16 protein-coding genes and 1 pseudogene are annotated in these 15,824 nt (G+C 54.1%); 9 read left to right on the plus strand and 8 right to left on the minus strand.

Annotated features, from left to right (window positions below; translation table 11 throughout):
• Positions 1-351: 351 nt before the first annotated feature.
• Both NW858_RS02670 and NW858_RS02675 read right to left on the minus strand, forming a co-directional pair.
• Positions 352-1,896, minus strand: coding sequence for an ABC transporter ATP-binding protein (locus NW858_RS02670; protein WP_414347988.1), 1,545 nt, complete (start codon positions 1,894-1,896; stop codon positions 352-354).
• A 30-nt stretch (positions 1,897-1,926) separates the two neighbouring features.
• Positions 1,927-2,625 (minus strand): cysteine hydrolase family protein, encoded by a 699-nt coding sequence (locus NW858_RS02675; protein ID WP_414348861.1) that lies wholly within the window; start codon positions 2,623-2,625, stop codon positions 1,927-1,929.
• A gap of 58 nt (positions 2,626-2,683) precedes the next feature.
• Here NW858_RS02675 and NW858_RS02680 point away from each other — a divergent pair, with 58 nt between their 5' ends.
• Complete coding sequence (locus NW858_RS02680) at positions 2,684-2,755, plus strand: hypothetical protein (RefSeq protein ID WP_414519686.1); 72 nt, start codon at positions 2,684-2,686, stop codon at positions 2,753-2,755.
• 18 nt (positions 2,756-2,773) lie between these two features.
• Entirely contained in the window at positions 2,774-2,992 is a 219-nt protein-coding gene (locus NW858_RS02685) for a hypothetical protein (protein ID WP_414519669.1), read from the plus strand.
• A 215-nt stretch (positions 2,993-3,207) separates the two neighbouring features.
• On the opposite strand, the gene NW858_RS02690 is transcribed toward NW858_RS02685, so the two are convergent.
• The 4 genes and pseudogenes from NW858_RS02690 to NW858_RS02705 form a co-directional block, all read right to left on the minus strand.
• Complete coding sequence (locus NW858_RS02690; RefSeq protein ID WP_414519671.1) at positions 3,208-3,723, minus strand: Rho termination factor; 516 nt, start codon at positions 3,721-3,723, stop codon at positions 3,208-3,210.
• Between the two features lie 130 nt (positions 3,724-3,853).
• Complete coding sequence (locus NW858_RS02695) at positions 3,854-5,194, minus strand: AAA family ATPase (RefSeq protein ID WP_414519673.1); 1,341 nt, start codon at positions 5,192-5,194, stop codon at positions 3,854-3,856.
• Between the two features lie 38 nt (positions 5,195-5,232).
• On the minus strand, positions 5,233-7,440 hold the full coding sequence (locus tag NW858_RS02700) for a phosphoketolase (RefSeq protein ID WP_414519675.1): 2,208 nt from the start codon (positions 7,438-7,440) through the stop codon (positions 5,233-5,235).
• 79 nt (positions 7,441-7,519) lie between these two features.
• A pseudogene (locus NW858_RS02705) lies at positions 7,520-7,798 on the minus strand (hypothetical protein); the annotation flags it as partial.
• Between the two features lie 651 nt (positions 7,799-8,449).
• On the opposite strand from NW858_RS02705, the gene NW858_RS02710 reads away from it, so the two are divergent.
• Genes NW858_RS02710 through NW858_RS02740 form a run of 7 tightly spaced genes read left to right on the plus strand, consistent with a single transcriptional unit; the run spans position 8,450 to position 14,978 of the window.
• On the plus strand, positions 8,450-10,528 hold the full coding sequence (locus NW858_RS02710) for a molybdopterin oxidoreductase family protein (protein WP_414519677.1): 2,079 nt from the start codon (positions 8,450-8,452) through the stop codon (positions 10,526-10,528).
• Between the two features lie 26 nt (positions 10,529-10,554).
• On the plus strand, positions 10,555-11,022 hold the full coding sequence (locus NW858_RS02715) for a nitrate reductase associated protein (protein WP_414335726.1): 468 nt from the start codon (positions 10,555-10,557) through the stop codon (positions 11,020-11,022).
• A gap of 55 nt (positions 11,023-11,077) precedes the next feature.
• The gene (locus NW858_RS02720; protein ID WP_414519679.1) at positions 11,078-12,241 is read left to right on the plus strand and encodes a molybdopterin molybdotransferase MoeA; all 1,164 of its coding nucleotides are present in this window, start codon (positions 11,078-11,080) and stop codon (positions 12,239-12,241) included.
• Between the two features lies 1 nt (position 12,242).
• Positions 12,243-13,181, plus strand: a complete 939-nt coding sequence (gene moaA, locus NW858_RS02725; protein WP_414519681.1) for a GTP 3',8-cyclase MoaA — start codon at positions 12,243-12,245, stop codon at positions 13,179-13,181.
• Between the two features lie 4 nt (positions 13,182-13,185).
• Positions 13,186-14,253, plus strand: coding sequence for a cyclic pyranopterin monophosphate synthase MoaC (gene moaC / locus NW858_RS02730; protein ID WP_414426966.1), 1,068 nt, complete (start codon positions 13,186-13,188; stop codon positions 14,251-14,253).
• A gap of 8 nt (positions 14,254-14,261) precedes the next feature.
• Positions 14,262-14,525, plus strand: a complete 264-nt coding sequence (locus NW858_RS02735; protein ID WP_414519683.1) for a MoaD/ThiS family protein — start codon at positions 14,262-14,264, stop codon at positions 14,523-14,525.
• A complete protein-coding gene (locus NW858_RS02740) occupies positions 14,526-14,978 on the plus strand; it encodes a molybdenum cofactor biosynthesis protein MoaE (protein WP_414335721.1) in 453 nt (150 codons plus the stop codon). It begins immediately after the preceding gene.
• A 188-nt stretch (positions 14,979-15,166) separates the two neighbouring features.
• Here the strand turns inward: NW858_RS02740 and NW858_RS02745 are convergent, their stop codons facing one another.
• Both NW858_RS02745 and NW858_RS02750 read right to left on the minus strand, forming a co-directional pair.
• Positions 15,167-15,394, minus strand: coding sequence for a transposase (locus NW858_RS02745; protein WP_414335723.1), 228 nt, complete (start codon positions 15,392-15,394; stop codon positions 15,167-15,169).
• 48 nt (positions 15,395-15,442) lie between these two features.
• Positions 15,443-15,580, minus strand: coding sequence for a hypothetical protein (locus NW858_RS02750; protein ID WP_414335724.1), 138 nt, complete (start codon positions 15,578-15,580; stop codon positions 15,443-15,445).
• Positions 15,581-15,824: the final 244 nt, after the last annotated feature.

Consider the following 15,824-nt stretch of genomic DNA (forward strand, 5'->3'; position numbering starts at 1 on the left):
ATTGCCCATTATCCCCACTGGATAGCCCATCCCCAGGCACTCAAGGAGAAATTGCTGCCCCTAAAAGCCCGCCATGGGCAAGCGCGCCTGCAGCGCTGGTTTGAGCTCATTGACGTCCAAGACTGGCCGCAGTTTGTGCAGGAGTTGCTGGAGTAGCACTACGACCCCACCTATCGACATGGGTTGCAGCAGAACTTCAACTGCATCCGCGCCCGGATTGAGCTGCCCGATCTTTCCCGGACTAGCCTCATGGAAGCCGCCGCTCGCCTGCGCAGAGGAGAGTTAGGGATTAGCTTAAGGAACTGAGGAACTGTTTTATCGCTGTTTGTTTGAAATGACTGTATTACTCACTTAATGTCCGCCCATTTTGTGGCCAACCTCTTTGAGATCTACGCTTCCGATAGAACTTTCGTAAACAATTCGACCGTCGGCCATCACCAGCAAACGATCGGAAAGCTTGAGAAGCTCATCCAGATCTTCGCTGATCAGCAGAACGGCAACTCCTCGGTTACGGGCATCCACAATCTGCGAGTGAATGTAATCCGCTGCCGCAAAGTCTAGGCCAAAGCAGGGGTTGGCAGCGATCAAAATTCGCGGATCCTCGGCAAGCTCCCGCGCCAAAACAACCCGCTGGACATTACCTCCCGAAAGGTGACTGATAGGAGCTTGGGCTGAGGGCGTTTTTACCTTAAATTGCTCTATTAACGTGCGGGCAAAGCGCCAAATCTCTTTCCAGATTAATATCCAACCTTTGGCCATGGGCTCCTGGTCATAATAACGTAGAGCCAAGTTTTCGCCAATACTCATGTTAGGAATCAAGGCATTTCTCAGGGGTTCCTCTGGCAGACAGCGAACCCGGTGGCGCACCATTTCTCCGCGCGTGGCCTTGTACAGTTGTCCGTTGATCTTGATCTGTCCGGCTGTAGCCGCCCGCTGGCCAGCCAAGACTTCCATCAACTCCCGCTGGCCGTTGCCGGAAACGCCAGCAATCCCCACGATCTCGCCTCCGTGGACAGTCAGGGTTACCCCCCGCACAGCTGGCAGGCCATTGTCCTTGTCGGCATGGATCCCTTCGATTTCCAAGAGAGGGGATCCCTCTTGGACCAAAGCTTTCTCCAATTGCACCTGCACCCGTTGCCGGCCCAGCATCATTTCGGCCATTTCTGCCGTAGATAAATCTTTTACTTGTCCATGACCAGCCACCTTGCCGCGTCGCAACACCGTCACCTCATCGGCAAAGGCCTTCACCTCGCGAAACTTGTGGGTAATGAGCAATACACTCAGGTCGCCAGCCTCCACCGAACGACGCAGAAGGCTCAAAACTTCGTCTGCTTCTTGTGGCGTGAGCACAGAAGTAGGCTCATCCAAAATCAGGATCTTGGTGTTCAAATAAAGCTGCTTGAGGATCTCGACTTTCTGCTTTTCTCCTGCCGATAGTTCGGAGACAGAAGTACGCAAATTAACTTGAAAAGGAGCAGTTTCCATAAAATCTGCCAGCTTTCTTTCCTCTTCTTTCCAGTTAATCACTAGAGGTAAATCTGGGCGTGCCAAGATCAAGTTTTCCGCGACGGTCATGGCAGGTACAGAGGTGAAATGTTGGTACACCATGCCGATGCCGTAGTGATAGGCATCTCGTGGGCTGTGGATGGAACGGGCTCGCTTGTTGATACAGACATCGCCAGAGTCGGCGTGATAGAAGCCCATAATGCACTTGACGAGGGTACTTTTCCCGGCTCCGTTTTCCCCAAGTAAGGCATGAAACGATCCCGGCTTAAGCTTTAGCGAGACATGGTCTAGGGCTAGCAGAGATTCAAATCGCTTGGTGAGGTTGACGACTTCTAGTTCTGGGGGAGTTTTGTATATCGCAAAGGCTCTACTTTGAGCAGTGGTGGCCATAGGTGGCAAAGCCCTCTTAGTCTGGGTGTCTCATGTGTCCGTTTTGCATTCCTGCAGTGCTGTCATCAAAGCGCCTGAATCGGCAACTGCCCCGAAAACGCCGCCTTGCATCTGGATCATCTTCAGAGCGGCGAGATAATTTCCATAGTCTGTGGCAGCTGTACAATCAGACAGCAGCAAACATTCATAGCCTCGGTCGTTGGCTTCTCTCATGGTGCTGTGGACACACACATCGGTGGTAATGCCTGTTAGAACCAGGTTCTGGATGCCTTTGCGCCTCAAGATTAGGTCCAGATCGGTGGCATAGAAAGCTCCTTTGCCCGGTTTGTCAATAATCACTTCTCCCGGCAGAGGAGCCAATTCCGGGATGATTTCCCAGCCGGGTTCCCCTCGCACCAGAATGCGCCCACAGGGACCGGGATCCCCAATTCCTGCCCCAATACGTTGACTACGCCAGCGCTTGTTTTCCGGCAGATCCGATAGATCAGGGCGATGACCTTCGCGGGTGTGCACGATGAAAAAACCCAAGGTTCGCATTGCCGCCAAAACCCGCCGAATCGGCTCTATGGGAGCGCGGGTGAGGGAAATGTCGTAGCCCATTCTGTGCACATAGCCACCTACTCCGCAGAAATCCGTCTGCATATCGATGATGAGCAGGGCGGTATTTTCAGGCCGCAAGTCACCATTGTACGGATAGGGATAGGGTTCTGCCGCAACGTGGTAGCCCATAGCACCTTTTCCGATTCACGTCACTGCCGAGCCCTGGCTGCACACCTACAGCGAGATCATTGACGTGCGCTCGCCGGCAGAGTTCGCTAAGGATCATAGGCCGGGGGCTATCAACTTGTCTGTGCTCTAAAATACAGAACGGGCAGAGGTGGGCACCCTCTACAAGCAGGTGGATCCCTTTACGGCCTGCAAGTGGGGGGCCAGCCTGGTGGCCCAGAACATTGCTCGCCACCTGCAGACCCACTTTGCTGACAAGGACCGGGACTACCACCCCCTCATCTACTGCATCGGATCCCCCTTTTTGCAGGGTGTTGGCGGAGATGGTGAAGCTACCCCTGCCCAGACCCTTGAAACCAATACTGATTGATGTTGATCGTTAGGTTGATCGTTAATACGAATGCTAACCAGACAAATTTTTTAAGGCAAAACCAGTGTAAGCTGCCCCAGGGATCCCTGGGCGAGGTCGGGAGAAGGAAAATCCAAGGATGAGGACATCTTTGCGGGGTATCCCATCGATTGGCACCGGCGGATCAGCCCTGAAGTCATGTCTTATCCTGAAAATCCAAAGAAGGAGCGATATCCCTAGCCCCTCTCTCCCTCTGTCTTTTTCCGCGAGCGAGTTGAGCTTGTTTTCTTGGCACTGGCAGATGCTGTGGATTTTTTGGACGATTTCTGCTTACTGGGAGGCGGCGCTGTAGGAGTTAGAAAAAAAACTTCTTTTAGGGCATCTAATTTTTTGCCTCGCGTAATTCTGCATCCTAGCTTGGTTATGGGAGTTAAGTTCTGCCACCAGCTCCTATCTGCCTCTGCAATTCGCGCGGCTGCAATGGTTACATCAACTCCCTTGAGGGGGGTGCCGGGCTGCTCGGCCAGGTATCTCAGCGCAGCCAAGATAGTTTCCCCAGAAGCCTCCGTCAAATTTACCTTCGGAACCATTTCTCTAGTGAGAACTTGGGCCTGCTCCACCTGCTCCGGGGCTGGGTCAACAATGATACACCACAGCCTCTCCAGCCCTGCTTCTTGAGCAACTGCATAGACAAAATGGTTGCCAATGGCCTTGTACTGGTAGTCGCCAGCCTCGACCACTAGCAGCGGCACCCAATTGTGCCCTCCTGTTGCCCTTAACTGAGCGGCTGCTGCAGTAACCAAGAAAGAGGGAGCGGAAAACCCCTCGGCAGGCGTAATGCTCTCGAGGGGTAGGTTGACCAGCTTGCCGAGATCGGAAAACTCACTCATCGATAAAGTACTCGCCGGCGAGACTTTGGTAGTATTCTAAAACTTTCTTGTACTTAAAGACAGCAGGGATTCGAGCAAAAGTGGCAGAAGATATCACTGTATAGTCGGGTATTTTAAAAATGCTTTTGTCTTCATTGCCCTTCTTAAAACGCGGCCAGAAATACGAAACTAAGCATACATTTTCTTCTTGGTTGATAAACTTTCGTATTTCTTCGTTCGCTAGTTGAATAGTGTGTTGACTTCCCGAAGAGACACCATTAAAAAAGATAGGCAAAGCGATGGGTCCTCCGTCATGTCGTGATTCAACAGTAGCCGGAATAAACTTGGTGATTACTCTAACAGCGTTACTCAAAGAAGACAGATCATCAGGTCGGGTAGGTATCAAAACAACATCAGCAGCAAAAAGTCCACTTTGGCTAAAGTAAAGCCACTGAGTTGGGCAGTCGATTAGGATGTAGTCATACTCATGACGAAGGGGGGCAAGCAGATCCCGAAGGCGCCTGGTTCCTTTCTGGATATAGGCTGCATTTTCGCTGTCGGTCAGTTTCTCCAGCTCAGGGTCTCTTGGAATGAGGTCAAAGACAGAAAAGATTTTTTGCTTAGCCTGGATCCTATATGGCTTAACAATAGCGTGGACGTCTATTCTGGGATCCTTTAAACACTGCGTTAGTGTAACTTTTCCAGGAGTAGCTCCCAAGCTTCTTGTCAAATCTCCTTGGGAGTCAAAGTCAACAGCTAAGACTTTTTTCCCTTTATATGCTAATGCTCCTGCAAGGTTAATAACCGTTGTTGTTTTGCCCACACCGCCTTTATTGTTGTACACACATATGGTCAAAGCGCGCTCGTAGTTTTCTATCTTGTTTCGTAAATCATGCACGATGTTCTCAATGTTATCCAGGTTGATAGCAAGGTTTGCTGTAACAGGGTGAACAACCTTCCCGTGCCTCCTCCAGAGCTGGATGTGATTTGCATTGGTGATTATTCCCCACTTTGCCGATTTGTAATGCTCTCCAAGCAAGTACCTTTTTATTTGATCTACTGCATCTCTATAGGCAGCGGATCCCTCACTAAGATTGACTGTCCTGGATTTAACTTCCAAGAGAAGGTATGGGTTTTTCTTAGAGTTAAAGAAGATGTCTGGATGTTGTGTGTTTTTTCTGGCTGCAAAGTCTACTTTTCCATACCCTGTTTCAAACTGCTGTCTAATCTCCAGGTCTTCAAAGCCCAGCTTATGGAGCAAGGGGACAGCAAAATATTGAACAATAACTTGCTCAACGTCCTCGGTGGGGGCTATTTTCTCAAGCTGCTCTCGGAGGGAGATAGCACTGGCCATAGGCTGAGGTAACCCCTTTGCAGGTTAAAAATTTGCCCTCAGCCTAGCAGTTGCTTGGCTCGCTCTGCCAGCGCCTGGGCCGTTAGGCCGTTGTAGTCCATGAGTTCGGCAGGGGTAGCGGTGGTTTCGCCGCGTTTCCAGGCAAAAAGATCGCGCGGGCCGGTGTAGCGCAACAACAGGGGCTCCAACATCAGGCTGGATCCGCCAGTCACGCCGATAAGGGCTGCGCCGGCAAACCAGGCGGCAAACTCCTGGTCAGACATGAACTCCCCATCAGGTTGGGCACAGGTGGGCCAGGCTATATCGCTGGGGCGGTAGAGACGGCGAGGGTTGACCACGGAGACAATTTTGCTGCCGATCCCCTGGGCCTGGAGCTGTTCAGCCGCCGCAAAGACTGGCAGAAGGATCATATCTCCCACCACGGCAAAGACCACAGTGCGGGATCCAGGCAGTTCCTGCAGCACAGTGCAGCCCTGCTCCACGGCTTGGCGCGCTTGTTCCAGGGTGGTGCGGATGGGCAGGGGGGTTTTGCTGGCAAAGATCGGGATCCCTTTGTTGAAGGTCGACAAGGCCCACTCGTAGGCGGCTTGGGCACAGTTGGCGTCGGGGGGAAAGAGGGGGAAGATGTTGCCGTTGCGCATCATAGCCGCCAGGTAGGCCTCGATTTCCGGGCGTTGGTGGGTCCAGCCGTTGCGTCCCTGTTCCAATGCTCCAGCTGTGAAGAGGGCAATAGCGGCAGGGGTGGGGCGGCGCAGCTCGGCCATCGCCTGGGTTACCGTCTGCCAGATGGGCAGGCCGTTGACGGCAAAGGATTCATAGGAGCACCAGAGGGAGCGCCCGCCAAAGAGCGCCAGGCCCCCTGTCAAGCCGGCGCAGGCATCTTCACTGAGGGGTTCGTAGACCTGCCCTTGGGGCTGTTGGTTGTAGAGGGGATCCGCCGTGGGGTGGATCACTTTGAGACCTTGGTTGACGTTGGCGATGCCGGAAGCCTCGTTACCATCGGCATTGGCCACCAGAAAGTCGGGATCTTTCTGCCCCACCTGCACCACCAGGGTGCCGATGGCCGTGGTGGAGACTTGCTTATCGCCGAGGAGGAACTCTGTCAAGTTGAGGGATCCCAGCGGCGGCAAAGGGCGGACGGATTCCGTTACCACCACCTTGGCTGCCGGCCCCCCAGCAGCCCGTTCACAGTTTTGGCGCACCAGGGCCCAGGCGGCTGGGTGCAGGGCCCGCGCTTGCAGAGCGGCCACGATGTCGGGGTTATCCAAGGTGTGGTGGGCATAGAGGTTGTGGGATTTGGATCCCTTGGCGTGCACGCCCGCCCCTTTCAGTTGCTTGAGGATGAAAACCGTCAGGTGGCCGCTTAGAGCTGACTGAATGGCCCGCTCCATCTCGGTCAGTACCCTCTGGGCAAAGGCCAAGCGGGCTTTCAGAGAAAATTGGGTGCTATCGACGTAAGGGCCAGGCTGCTGGGCATCGTCGAAGTCTTTGGCATCCACCAGCACCACTTCCTCAAAGCCGTTGCCCCGCCAGTACTCAACCATCTGGGCGTTGGCGAGGGTGGAGATCATGCTGTGGTGCTCTTGGCTATAGCCGTTCCAGACCAGCACCGGTAGGAAGTTGGTGCGCTGCGGGAAGGCGGTGTGAAAGTGGATCATGGAGCTCATCACGTAGGGCTCCCCCAGGCCCCCATCGCCGATGGTGACCGGGAAGAGGCGATCCGGGTAGAGCAGGGCGCCGGCCATGGCAAAGTGCTGCCCCTGCCCCAGTGGCCCTGCCGGCGCCAGCAGGCCGGGGATGTAGCCAGAGAGGTGGCCCAACAGCCCTTCCCGTTCCCGGAAGCGGGCCCGCAAGTCAGAGACCGTGTGGATGCCCATCTCGGCCAGGGATCCATCCAAGAACATGGCGGCGTAGAAGCCGGGGGCGTGGTGGCCCACTTCGGTGGGGATGTTCTTTTGGCCCAGGTACACCAAAGCGGCATAGGCTTCCGCTTGGCTGGCAAAGCCGCCTGGGTGGCCCGAGGCTTTGCTGGCGGTCATCTGCAGGGTGAGGTAGCGCAGCGCATCGGCATAGAGCAAGGTCTGGTAGGCGGCCATGCGACTGCCGGGATCCCGCAGCTTGCCTGTGGCAGCATCCACTGCAGGTTCCTGGCCCAGGCGATCGAATTCCGGCCAGGGATCCCCAAAGTATTGGATCCCTTCGCAAAAGGCGGGAACTTGGGCAGTTGCCTCCTGAGCCAGCGTCATGGTCAAGCCTCACTCTTTGTCGGGTTACTCCTCACTTTAAACCTGATAAGGCCTTTTGGATGTTGTAAACTACCCGCACTCATGCTGACGTATAGAGTACGGGCTTTTGGTAGCCCTGCAGTTGACAAGCCAACCACGGGCCTCTGGGCTGGTTTACGGCAGCCCCCAAAAGCGCAATCACAAAGGACTCCGTCCCGCTGACGCCAGTGGAGATGCAGTGGTTCACCCACGCTTGAAAGCGCCTCTCCCTGCCAGACAGGCGTTGCAGCAGCTCCCGGCACCTGCGCCGTGAACTGCGTGTGCCCTGACTGGCTTTGTGTTGAAGAGCAGCCCTCAACCGGGAGTGGTGGTCTCTTACAGGACGTTATGGTATTGAGTTCATTGAGGTAGACAAGGCGTACACTTCCCAGGCAAGTTTCTTGGATAGGGATGAGCTACCCAACTACGGTGAAAAACCCGACCGGTGGCAAGCGTCTGGGAAGTGGATAAAGCGGGGACTGTGCCAAACAGCCAAAGGGTGGTTAGTGAACGCTGATGCTAACGCTGCGGCTAACCTACTGAAAAAAGTAAGCAGAACTTTGGGGCTTTGCCTCGAGGGACTGTCTAGGGGCGGTTTGACAACACCTTTACAAGTCCGTTTGTGGGCTACTTAAGAATCTCCCGACTTCAGTCGGGGGAGTGTCAACTAGCCGTGCTCGGCGGCGGATTAGGAGCGGCAAAGCTACTCCCTTCTGGAAAAGGGGAGTGTCCTGCGTCCATCTGAATGAGCATTTTAAGATGACATAACTGCATAATAGGTAACAAACGGTAGCACACATTACCAAAGATCTGGAGGCGACACCCCTATATTGGCCTGCGTTAAGGGCTTGAGCATGGACGCACCCTTCCCCGCTTGGCTGTCGGGATCCCTGAGGCGCCCAAGCTTTGCAGCCCAAGCAACAAATTCCTCGACTTTCTCCACCGTCGCTTTGCCCAGGAGGAGTAAACCAACTTCAGATGAGAATCAGCAATGGATAACGTGCGTAGCCTCTGTCCCTACTGTGGGGTTGGTTGTGGACTGGAAATTCTGGCTGGCGGCACAAGAATTCGCGGGGATCGGTCTCATCCCTCCAGTCAAGGCATGGTTTGTGTTAAGGGTGCCACTCTTCTCGAAACCCTTGATCACAACCGTGCCACCGTGCCTCTTTATCGCTCCAGCCTCCGCGATGATTTTCAGCCGATTAGCTGGGATCAAGCGCTGGATTTGATCGTGGAGCGCATTCGCCAGAGTCGCCCCGAGCGAATTGCGATCTATGGTTCAGGGCAGTTGCATACTGAAGATTATTACGTTGCTCAAAAGCTACTCAAGGGCTGCCTGGGCAGTAATAACTTTGACAGCAACTCGCGCCTTTGCATGTCCTCTGCCGTGGAGGGCTACTGCCAAAGCTTGGGTTCAGATGGCCCTCCCTGTAGCTACTCTGACCTCGATAGCTGCGAGCTTGCCTTTTTGATCGGCACCAACACCGCTGAGTGCCACCCAATTTTGTTCAATCGCCTGCGCAAGCGCCACAAGAGTGACCCGAGTTTGAAGGTGGTGGTTGTGGATCCCCGCCGTACCGAGACGGCTGAGGGTGCAGATCTGTATCTTGGGATTGCTCCGGGCAGCGACATTGATTTGCTCAATGGTATCGCCCACCTACTCATTCAATGGGGGACCATCAACCACGACTTCATTGCCCAACACACCGAAGGCTTTGAGACCTATGCGGCTCTGGTGGCCGAGTACACTCCTGCGCGTGTGGCTAGTCGCTGCGGCATAGAAATTGAGGATGTAATTGCCGTCGCTCGACTCTGGCAGCACTCCCGGAAAACCCTTTCCATGTGGTCAATGGGGCTTAACCAGTCCAGCGAAGGTACTGCCAAGGTTACAAGTCTTATCAATCTCCATTTGCTCACTGGCCAAATAGGCTTTGCGGGGGCAGGGCCGTTCTCGCTGACGGGGCAGCCTAACGCCATGGGCGGCCGAGAGGCGGGTGGCTTGGCCCACCTCTTGCCCGGCTATCGCAAGGTTACGAACCCGGAAGATCGCGCTGCTGTGGAGCAGCATTGGCAGCTTGGCCCAATCAATCCTGAGCCTGGCCTCGATGCTCTCGGGATGATTCGCGCTCTGGAGGCTGGCGCCCTGGATGTTTTCTGGATTGCCGCCACCAACCCGCTGGTGAGCTTGCCCGACCTGCACCGGGTAGCAGCAGCGCTCTCGCGATCGCCTTTCACGATTGTCCAAGATGCCTACTTTCCTACCGAAACCACTGCCTACGCGCATCTGGTGCTGCCTGCTGCTCAGTGGGGTGAAAAAACGGGCACCATGACCAACTCCGAGCGCCGCGTTACTCTCTGTCCGGCGTGGCGCCATCCCCCCGGTGAAGCGCGGGCTGATTGGGAAATTTGGGCGGAAGCAGGCCGCCGTCTGGGCTTTGCCCAGGCGTTTAGCTTTGCCGATAGCGCAGCAGTTTTTGCCGAATATGTCGGTCTTACTGCTGGGCGTCCCTGTGATCTTTCTGGCCTCAGTCATGAGCTCCTGCACCAAGGCCCCCAACAGTGGCCTTATCCCCGTACTGGACCAATCGAGACCCGCAACCTCTATATCAATCACCACTTTCCAACGCCTACAGGTCGCGCTCGTTTCATCGCCAGTCATTCACATGGCCTTGCCGAACCGCCGGATCCCGACTATCCCTATGTCCTCACTACGGGACGCCTCTATGGCCATTGGCACACCCAAACCCGTACTGGCCATGTAGCCAAAATCCGGGCAATGCACCCCCAGCCTTTTCTCGAGATTCACCCCCGTGATGCTGACAGGGTAGGGCTCACCGATGGCGACTGGGTAAGGGTTGAATCACGGCGAGGCAAGGCTACCCTCCCGGTTAAAATAACTCGGGCGATCAGCCCCGGCACGGTATTTATGCCGATGCATTGGGGACCATTGTGGGGTGAAGATACCGCCTGCAATGCCCTCACTCACTCGGTTGCCTGCCCTAGCTCGAAGCAACCTGAACTTAAAGCCTGTGCCGTCAGACTTAGTCGCATCGAACCCCTGTCAATCTAAGCCCACTTTATGTCTTGGGTAACGCGATGATCTTTCAGTTCGAGCAAGACTTTGCCGATAGCCTCCGCTGCATCCCTATGGTTGTGCGCTTGAAGCTGGATCAGTGTGGCATCAAACTCAAACTACATCAGTGGCTGCGTTTTAGTCGTCAGCAGCGCCAAAGCTTGATTGACCGACCAACTGATACTGCTGCCGACCGTGCTGCCTACCGCGAGTACCTGATTCACCTTATTGAAAATGTCTGCCAAGAACAAGCTAGTGAACTGCCTGTTGATCCAAAACCGGCTTGGGAAGATGCCACCGCAATCCCTGCCAGCGTCCTTGAGCAAGCAGCAGCCAGGGGGGTTGTGCTGACCCTTGAGCTGTGGCAAAAGCTAACGCCCTTGCAGCGCTTTGCCCTCATTAAGCTTAGTTGCTCCAAGCACGAAAACCGTAACTTTGTACCTGCCTTTCAGGAATTCTCCTCACCCTGGAGCCAAGATAAGCGCTGCTAGGGTAGGTGCAGCTCATACTCGGACACTCCATTCGTTGGCCTTACTTTCAGCGCTTATGATCAGCGTCCAAGAAGCTGAAGCCGTTATCAAAGCCCAGTGGCTGCCACCTAGAACCGAGTCGATCCCAATCGCGAAGTGCGCAGGCCGGGTTCTTGCTGAGCCGATCTATGCCGATCGTGACTACCCGCCGATTAACCGCGTCATGGTGGACGGCATTGCCATTAACTACGCTGCCTATGCCGCTGGGCAGCGCCGCTTTAGGGTTGCGGGCATGGCTGCCGCTGGGGTAAGCGCTGCCACGCTGGCCGACCCGCAGCAGTGCTTCGAAGTGATGACCGGCTGTCCCCTGCCGCTGGGTAGCGATCTTGTCGTCCCCTACGAGCAGATTAGTATCGAGCGGGGAGTCGCTACCATCACCTATGAAGTTGAGCGCAGCAGAGGTGATTTTATTCATCGACAAGGCAGCGACTGCATCGCAAGGGCACTCGTTCTCCACCCCGGCATTACCCTCAAGAGCGTTCATATCGGCATTCTAGCCTCCTTCGGCTACAGCCATGTCCAAGTCGAAGCAGTTCCCCGCATCAAACTTGTAGCCACAGGTGATGAATTGGTCTCCATCGAGCAAACTCCCACACCCTATCAACTGCGATGCTCCAACGCTTACGCCCTCAGGGCTGCTCTCCTCGCCTACGGTTACACCGAGGTCGAGATTGACCACATCCCCGATGATCCGGCTAGCATTATCGCCCACTACCAAACTAACACCCAAAGCTATGACCTCTTGATTTACACCGGCGGTATCTCGAAGGGAAAACGCGACTATTTACCTCAAATTTGGCAACATTGTGGCGTTACTGCCTATATTCACGGTGTCGCCCAAAAACCGGGCAAGCCGATGTGGTTTGGCATTGATCATCAAGCTGACACCATTGTCTGGGGGCTACCAGGCAATCCTGTCTCAGCTCTTGTGTGTCTGCATCGCTATCTGCTGAACCGCACCGTTTATTCCGGCTATCTGGGTGAGACCATTACCTTTGAGCCTAATCTCACTTTTTTTGTACCTGCCAAGCTTGGTAGCAACCAAGCCCTCACACTAATCATGCCTCAGAGCTCTGGCGACTTTGTTGCTCTGGCAACCAGCGATGGCTTTGTAGAGCTCCCCCAAGATCAAGTGGTCTTTAAGGCTGGCGAAGTCTTTTTATTCTATCCCTGGTACTAGGATGCAACTAGTTGATCAATGGAACCGCCGCATTCGCAAGCTGAGGGTCTCCCTGACCGATCAATGCAACCTGCGCTGTCGCTACTGTATGCCCCTGTATCCTGAGTTCATGGACAAAAGCAGCTATCTAAGTCCGCAGCAATACAAAGACATTATCGGTGAGCTGCTGGACTATGGCATCGAGGAAGTTCGTATCACAGGTGGCGAACCTCTGGTTCGGCGCGAGTTTGCCGAAATCATGCAGGGGCTTGCTGAGCTGAAAATTCCCTCCCTCAGCCTCACGACCAATGGAGTGCTGTTGCACCTCTACTGGGATGTCCTTAAAGCTGCCAATGTCCATAATCTTAACATCAGTCTCGACAGCCTTCAGCCTGCTACTGAAGCCTGGATCACACACCGAGACTGCCTTGCCGATATTCTTCGTAATATCCGGGAGGGTATTGCTCAGGGGTTTAGCATCAAGCTCAACGCAGTTCTGATGCGAGGCGTCAACGATCATGAGCTGTTTGATTTTGTTGAATTTGCTCGCGAGACAGGTGTGACAGTTCGCTTTTTGGAGCTGATGCGGATTGGCTATGCCAACCATATTTATGATGAGCGCTACATTTCAGCACAAGAGTGTATTGCTCGCCTAAAGGAACGCTATACCCTAACCCAGCTGCCGACGGTACCTGATTCTACAGCATTCTACTTCACAGTCGATGGGGCTGCCAAAATCGGATTTATTGCCTCCGAGTCGCAACCTTTCTGCAGCACCTGCTCGCGCTGGCGCTTGACCGCCGATGGACGTCTCTTTGCTTGCCTATTTACCGAAAACGGCTTGCCAATCCGTGATGCGACACCAGCACAACGCCGACAGATTTACCAACAGCTTTTAGGGATGAAGCCAATGCGCAGGATCGAGCAGGTTTTACATCCGATGTACAGTTTAGGGGGCTAGATCTATGGGTGAGGCTGATCGTGTATGGGCGCATCTTGATGCTCAGGGCCAACCGCAGATGGTGGATGTCAGTAACAAATCTGCATCTTTGCGAGTAGCGACAGCTCAAGCAATAGTTCAACTGCCGCCTGCTTTGAGTACATATATTGTTGGTCAAGATATTTACCTCGAGAAAGGAGTGGTGTTTCAGACAGCAGTTATCGCGGGTACTATGGCTGTTAAAAAGACTGAGCAACTGATCCCTTTTTGTCACCAGATTCCCGTCGAGAGCTGCACCTTTGATATCAAAATTGATGATCGCTTGCTTGTAACTGTTCACTGCACCGTCAAAACCAGCGCCAAAACAGGCGTTGAAATGGAGGCCCTCTGTGGTGCTTCGGTAGCGGCGCTGACGATCTACGACATGTGCAAGTCGGTGTCACCCCACATCTGTATTCGAGAGACCCGCCTAGTGACCAAGTCCGGCGGCAAAAACGCCCTCCTGGAGCGTCCTCTCTACGGTCTGGTACTTACAGGGGGACAGAGCAAGCGCATGGGCCGGGATAAGGCTCTGCTGAACCACACTGGCAAACCGTATGCTGCCTATCTCTATGAATTGCTACAACCCTACTGCCAGCGAGTTTATCTATCAGCGCGTGCCGGTCAGTGGTTGAGCACGCCACTGGAGTTGCTGCCCACGCTGCCGGATCAAGTAGAAAGCGTTGGCCCAATCAGTGGTCTGCTGACTGCCCTGAACACCCATCCCGAAGCTAACTGGTTAGTTGTTGCTTGCGATCTCCTCAATCTGCAAGCAAAGACAATCCAAAAGCTACTGGAGCACTATCAAGCTGAAACGGTTGCGACCTGTTATGCTAACCCCAAACTTGGCTTTCCAGAGGCTCTCTGTGCAATCTATACTCCTCAGGCTGCAGCAGTGCTGAGGGCTGCCTATGCAGCCGGGGTATACTGCCCTGTTAAAGTCCTTGGCGACCAACCCTGTACCCTAGTTACCCCTGACTGTGAGGCCGAACTGATGAACGTCAATACCCCAGAGGAGTATGCTGCCTTTGAACGTCTTTTAAGCTCAAGGTAATCGAAACTATGACAACTCAGTCTACCCTGACCAAAACTGTAACTATCCAGTATGTGGCGATGCTGAGGGAGCAGGCTCAACGAAGTAGAGAAGTGCTCCAAACCAATGCATCAAGCTACCTGGAGTTGTATCAGCAGGTGAAGGCAAAGTATGGCTTCCCACTGGCAGTGGAAGATATTAAAGTTGCTGTCAATCATGAATTTTGTGACCTAACTAGTCCGGTTGACGACTATGCCTTCGTAATTTTTATTCCGCCAGTCTGTGGAGGTTAGATGCTGCGGTTTTTGATTAGTGACACTGCTATCCAAACAACCGAGCTCAGCCGCTTACTTGCCGATAGCACAGCGGGTGCCCTCGTAACCTTCGAGGGTTGGGTACGCAATCACAACAGGGGAAGGACTGTTCTCAGCTTAGAGTACGAAGTTTATGAAATCCTCGCCGAGAAGGAGGGCGAAAGGATCCTCCGGGAGGCCTGCTCTAAGTTCAATCTCTGTGGCGCTATCGCCTGTCACCGTCAGGGCCATCTTGCGATTGGCGACATCGCAGTGTGGGTTGGTACTACCGCTGTCCATCGAGCTGCTGCCTTTGCTGGAACACGCTACATCATCAATGCCATCAAGCATCGGCTGCCAATCTGGAAAAAAGAGTACTATCGTGACGAGGAACCGCAGTGGGTTTTGTGCCAAAAAACACCCTCGCTATTCGAACAATCATTTGATGAATAATTTCTAGGCTTTCTAGGCTGGCGTTAGAGAGTGTCATTGTTTGAACCAGGAGCAGTGTGGAGATCCCTGGCATGAACTTGGCCAGGCGGTGGTTCTTCACCTGCAAATCCTCATGCGCCACGACGTTGTTAGACAAAGTGCTCCGCAACGCCAGAGGCGAGCACTACGTACCGGCCCAGCTTCATGGCTCAGTCTCTACGCTGGCGCTGGACTTTCAGGTGTACCTTGCCCAACCTCTTTCTCCGTTTGTGGTAGGGGTTGGACTGCCGCTCAGCTCCCTTGACGAATGTCCTGCTCAACTTGCGTTGATGTCTTTTCAGCCGCTTCTCATTCCGGCGCAAAAACTTAGGACAATCTACCGTGTTCCCCTTCTGGTCGGAGTAGAAGTGGTGCAGCCCCAGGTCGAGACCCACCATCTGGCCGGTGTACTCGCCCTGTGCCCAGCGCTCTCTGTCGAGGCAGAACTAGGCGTAGTACCTGTCCGCTCTGCGCACCACCCGCACCCGGTTGATCTTGGAGCCGAGGATAAGCTGTCTGGCTTTGCCGTTGCAGTACAAGGCAAAGGTACCTGCCTGGTTGCCGCCGGTGAAGGCGATGGCCATTCCGTCAGGTGAAAGTTTCTACCCCGACTGCTTGTACTCAACGGATACGAATGGCCTCATTCAGAGCTTGGTACTGCCCTGGTGTTCCGTTGAGTAGCTTGGCTTCTCTCACTACAGCCTGTTAATTTAAAATGGGGTACAGATTTCAAGAGGAAGGAGAGAAAGGGATGCCAACCCATTCTTTGGATCTACGGCAAAGAGTTGTGGCAGCTTATCTGGCAGGTAAGACCTCTATCCGCCAGGT

The sequence above is a fragment of the Synechococcus sp. H55.10 genome (assembly GCF_047502715.1).
In the GTDB taxonomy this organism is placed as follows: domain Bacteria; phylum Cyanobacteriota; class Cyanobacteriia; order Thermostichales; family Thermostichaceae; genus Thermostichus.

What these genes read in the sequence shown, in the direction of transcription:
- NW858_RS02670 (WP_414347988.1), bottom strand. Translation starts at nt 1,896, where the DNA reads ATGGCCACCACTGCTCAAAGTAGAGCCTTTGCGATATACAAAACTCCC.
- NW858_RS02675 (WP_414348861.1), bottom strand. Translation starts at nt 2,625, where the DNA reads ATGGGCTACCACGTTGCGGCAGAACCCTATCCCTATCCGTACAATGGT.
- NW858_RS02695 (WP_414519673.1), bottom strand. Translation starts at nt 5,194, where the DNA reads ATGGCCAGTGCTATCTCCCTCCGAGAGCAGCTTGAGAAAATAGCCCCC.
- NW858_RS02700 (WP_414519675.1), bottom strand. Translation starts at nt 7,440, where the DNA reads ATGACGCTGGCTCAGGAGGCAACTGCCCAAGTTCCCGCCTTTTGCGAA.
- NW858_RS02710 (WP_414519677.1), top strand. Translation starts at nt 8,450, where the DNA reads ATGGATAACGTGCGTAGCCTCTGTCCCTACTGTGGGGTTGGTTGTGGA.
- NW858_RS02715 (WP_414335726.1), top strand. Translation starts at nt 10,555, where the DNA reads ATGATCTTTCAGTTCGAGCAAGACTTTGCCGATAGCCTCCGCTGCATC.
- NW858_RS02720 (WP_414519679.1), top strand. Translation starts at nt 11,078, where the DNA reads ATGATCAGCGTCCAAGAAGCTGAAGCCGTTATCAAAGCCCAGTGGCTG.
- moaA (WP_414519681.1), top strand. Translation starts at nt 12,243, where the DNA reads ATGCAACTAGTTGATCAATGGAACCGCCGCATTCGCAAGCTGAGGGTC.
- moaC (WP_414426966.1), top strand. Translation starts at nt 13,186, where the DNA reads ATGGGTGAGGCTGATCGTGTATGGGCGCATCTTGATGCTCAGGGCCAA.
- NW858_RS02735 (WP_414519683.1), top strand. Translation starts at nt 14,262, where the DNA reads ATGACAACTCAGTCTACCCTGACCAAAACTGTAACTATCCAGTATGTG.
- NW858_RS02740 (WP_414335721.1), top strand. Translation starts at nt 14,526, where the DNA reads ATGCTGCGGTTTTTGATTAGTGACACTGCTATCCAAACAACCGAGCTC.
- NW858_RS02745 (WP_414335723.1), bottom strand. Translation starts at nt 15,394, where the DNA reads ATGGTGGGTCTCGACCTGGGGCTGCACCACTTCTACTCCGACCAGAAG.
- NW858_RS02750 (WP_414335724.1), bottom strand. Translation starts at nt 15,580, where the DNA reads ATGGCCATCGCCTTCACCGGCGGCAACCAGGCAGGTACCTTTGCCTTG.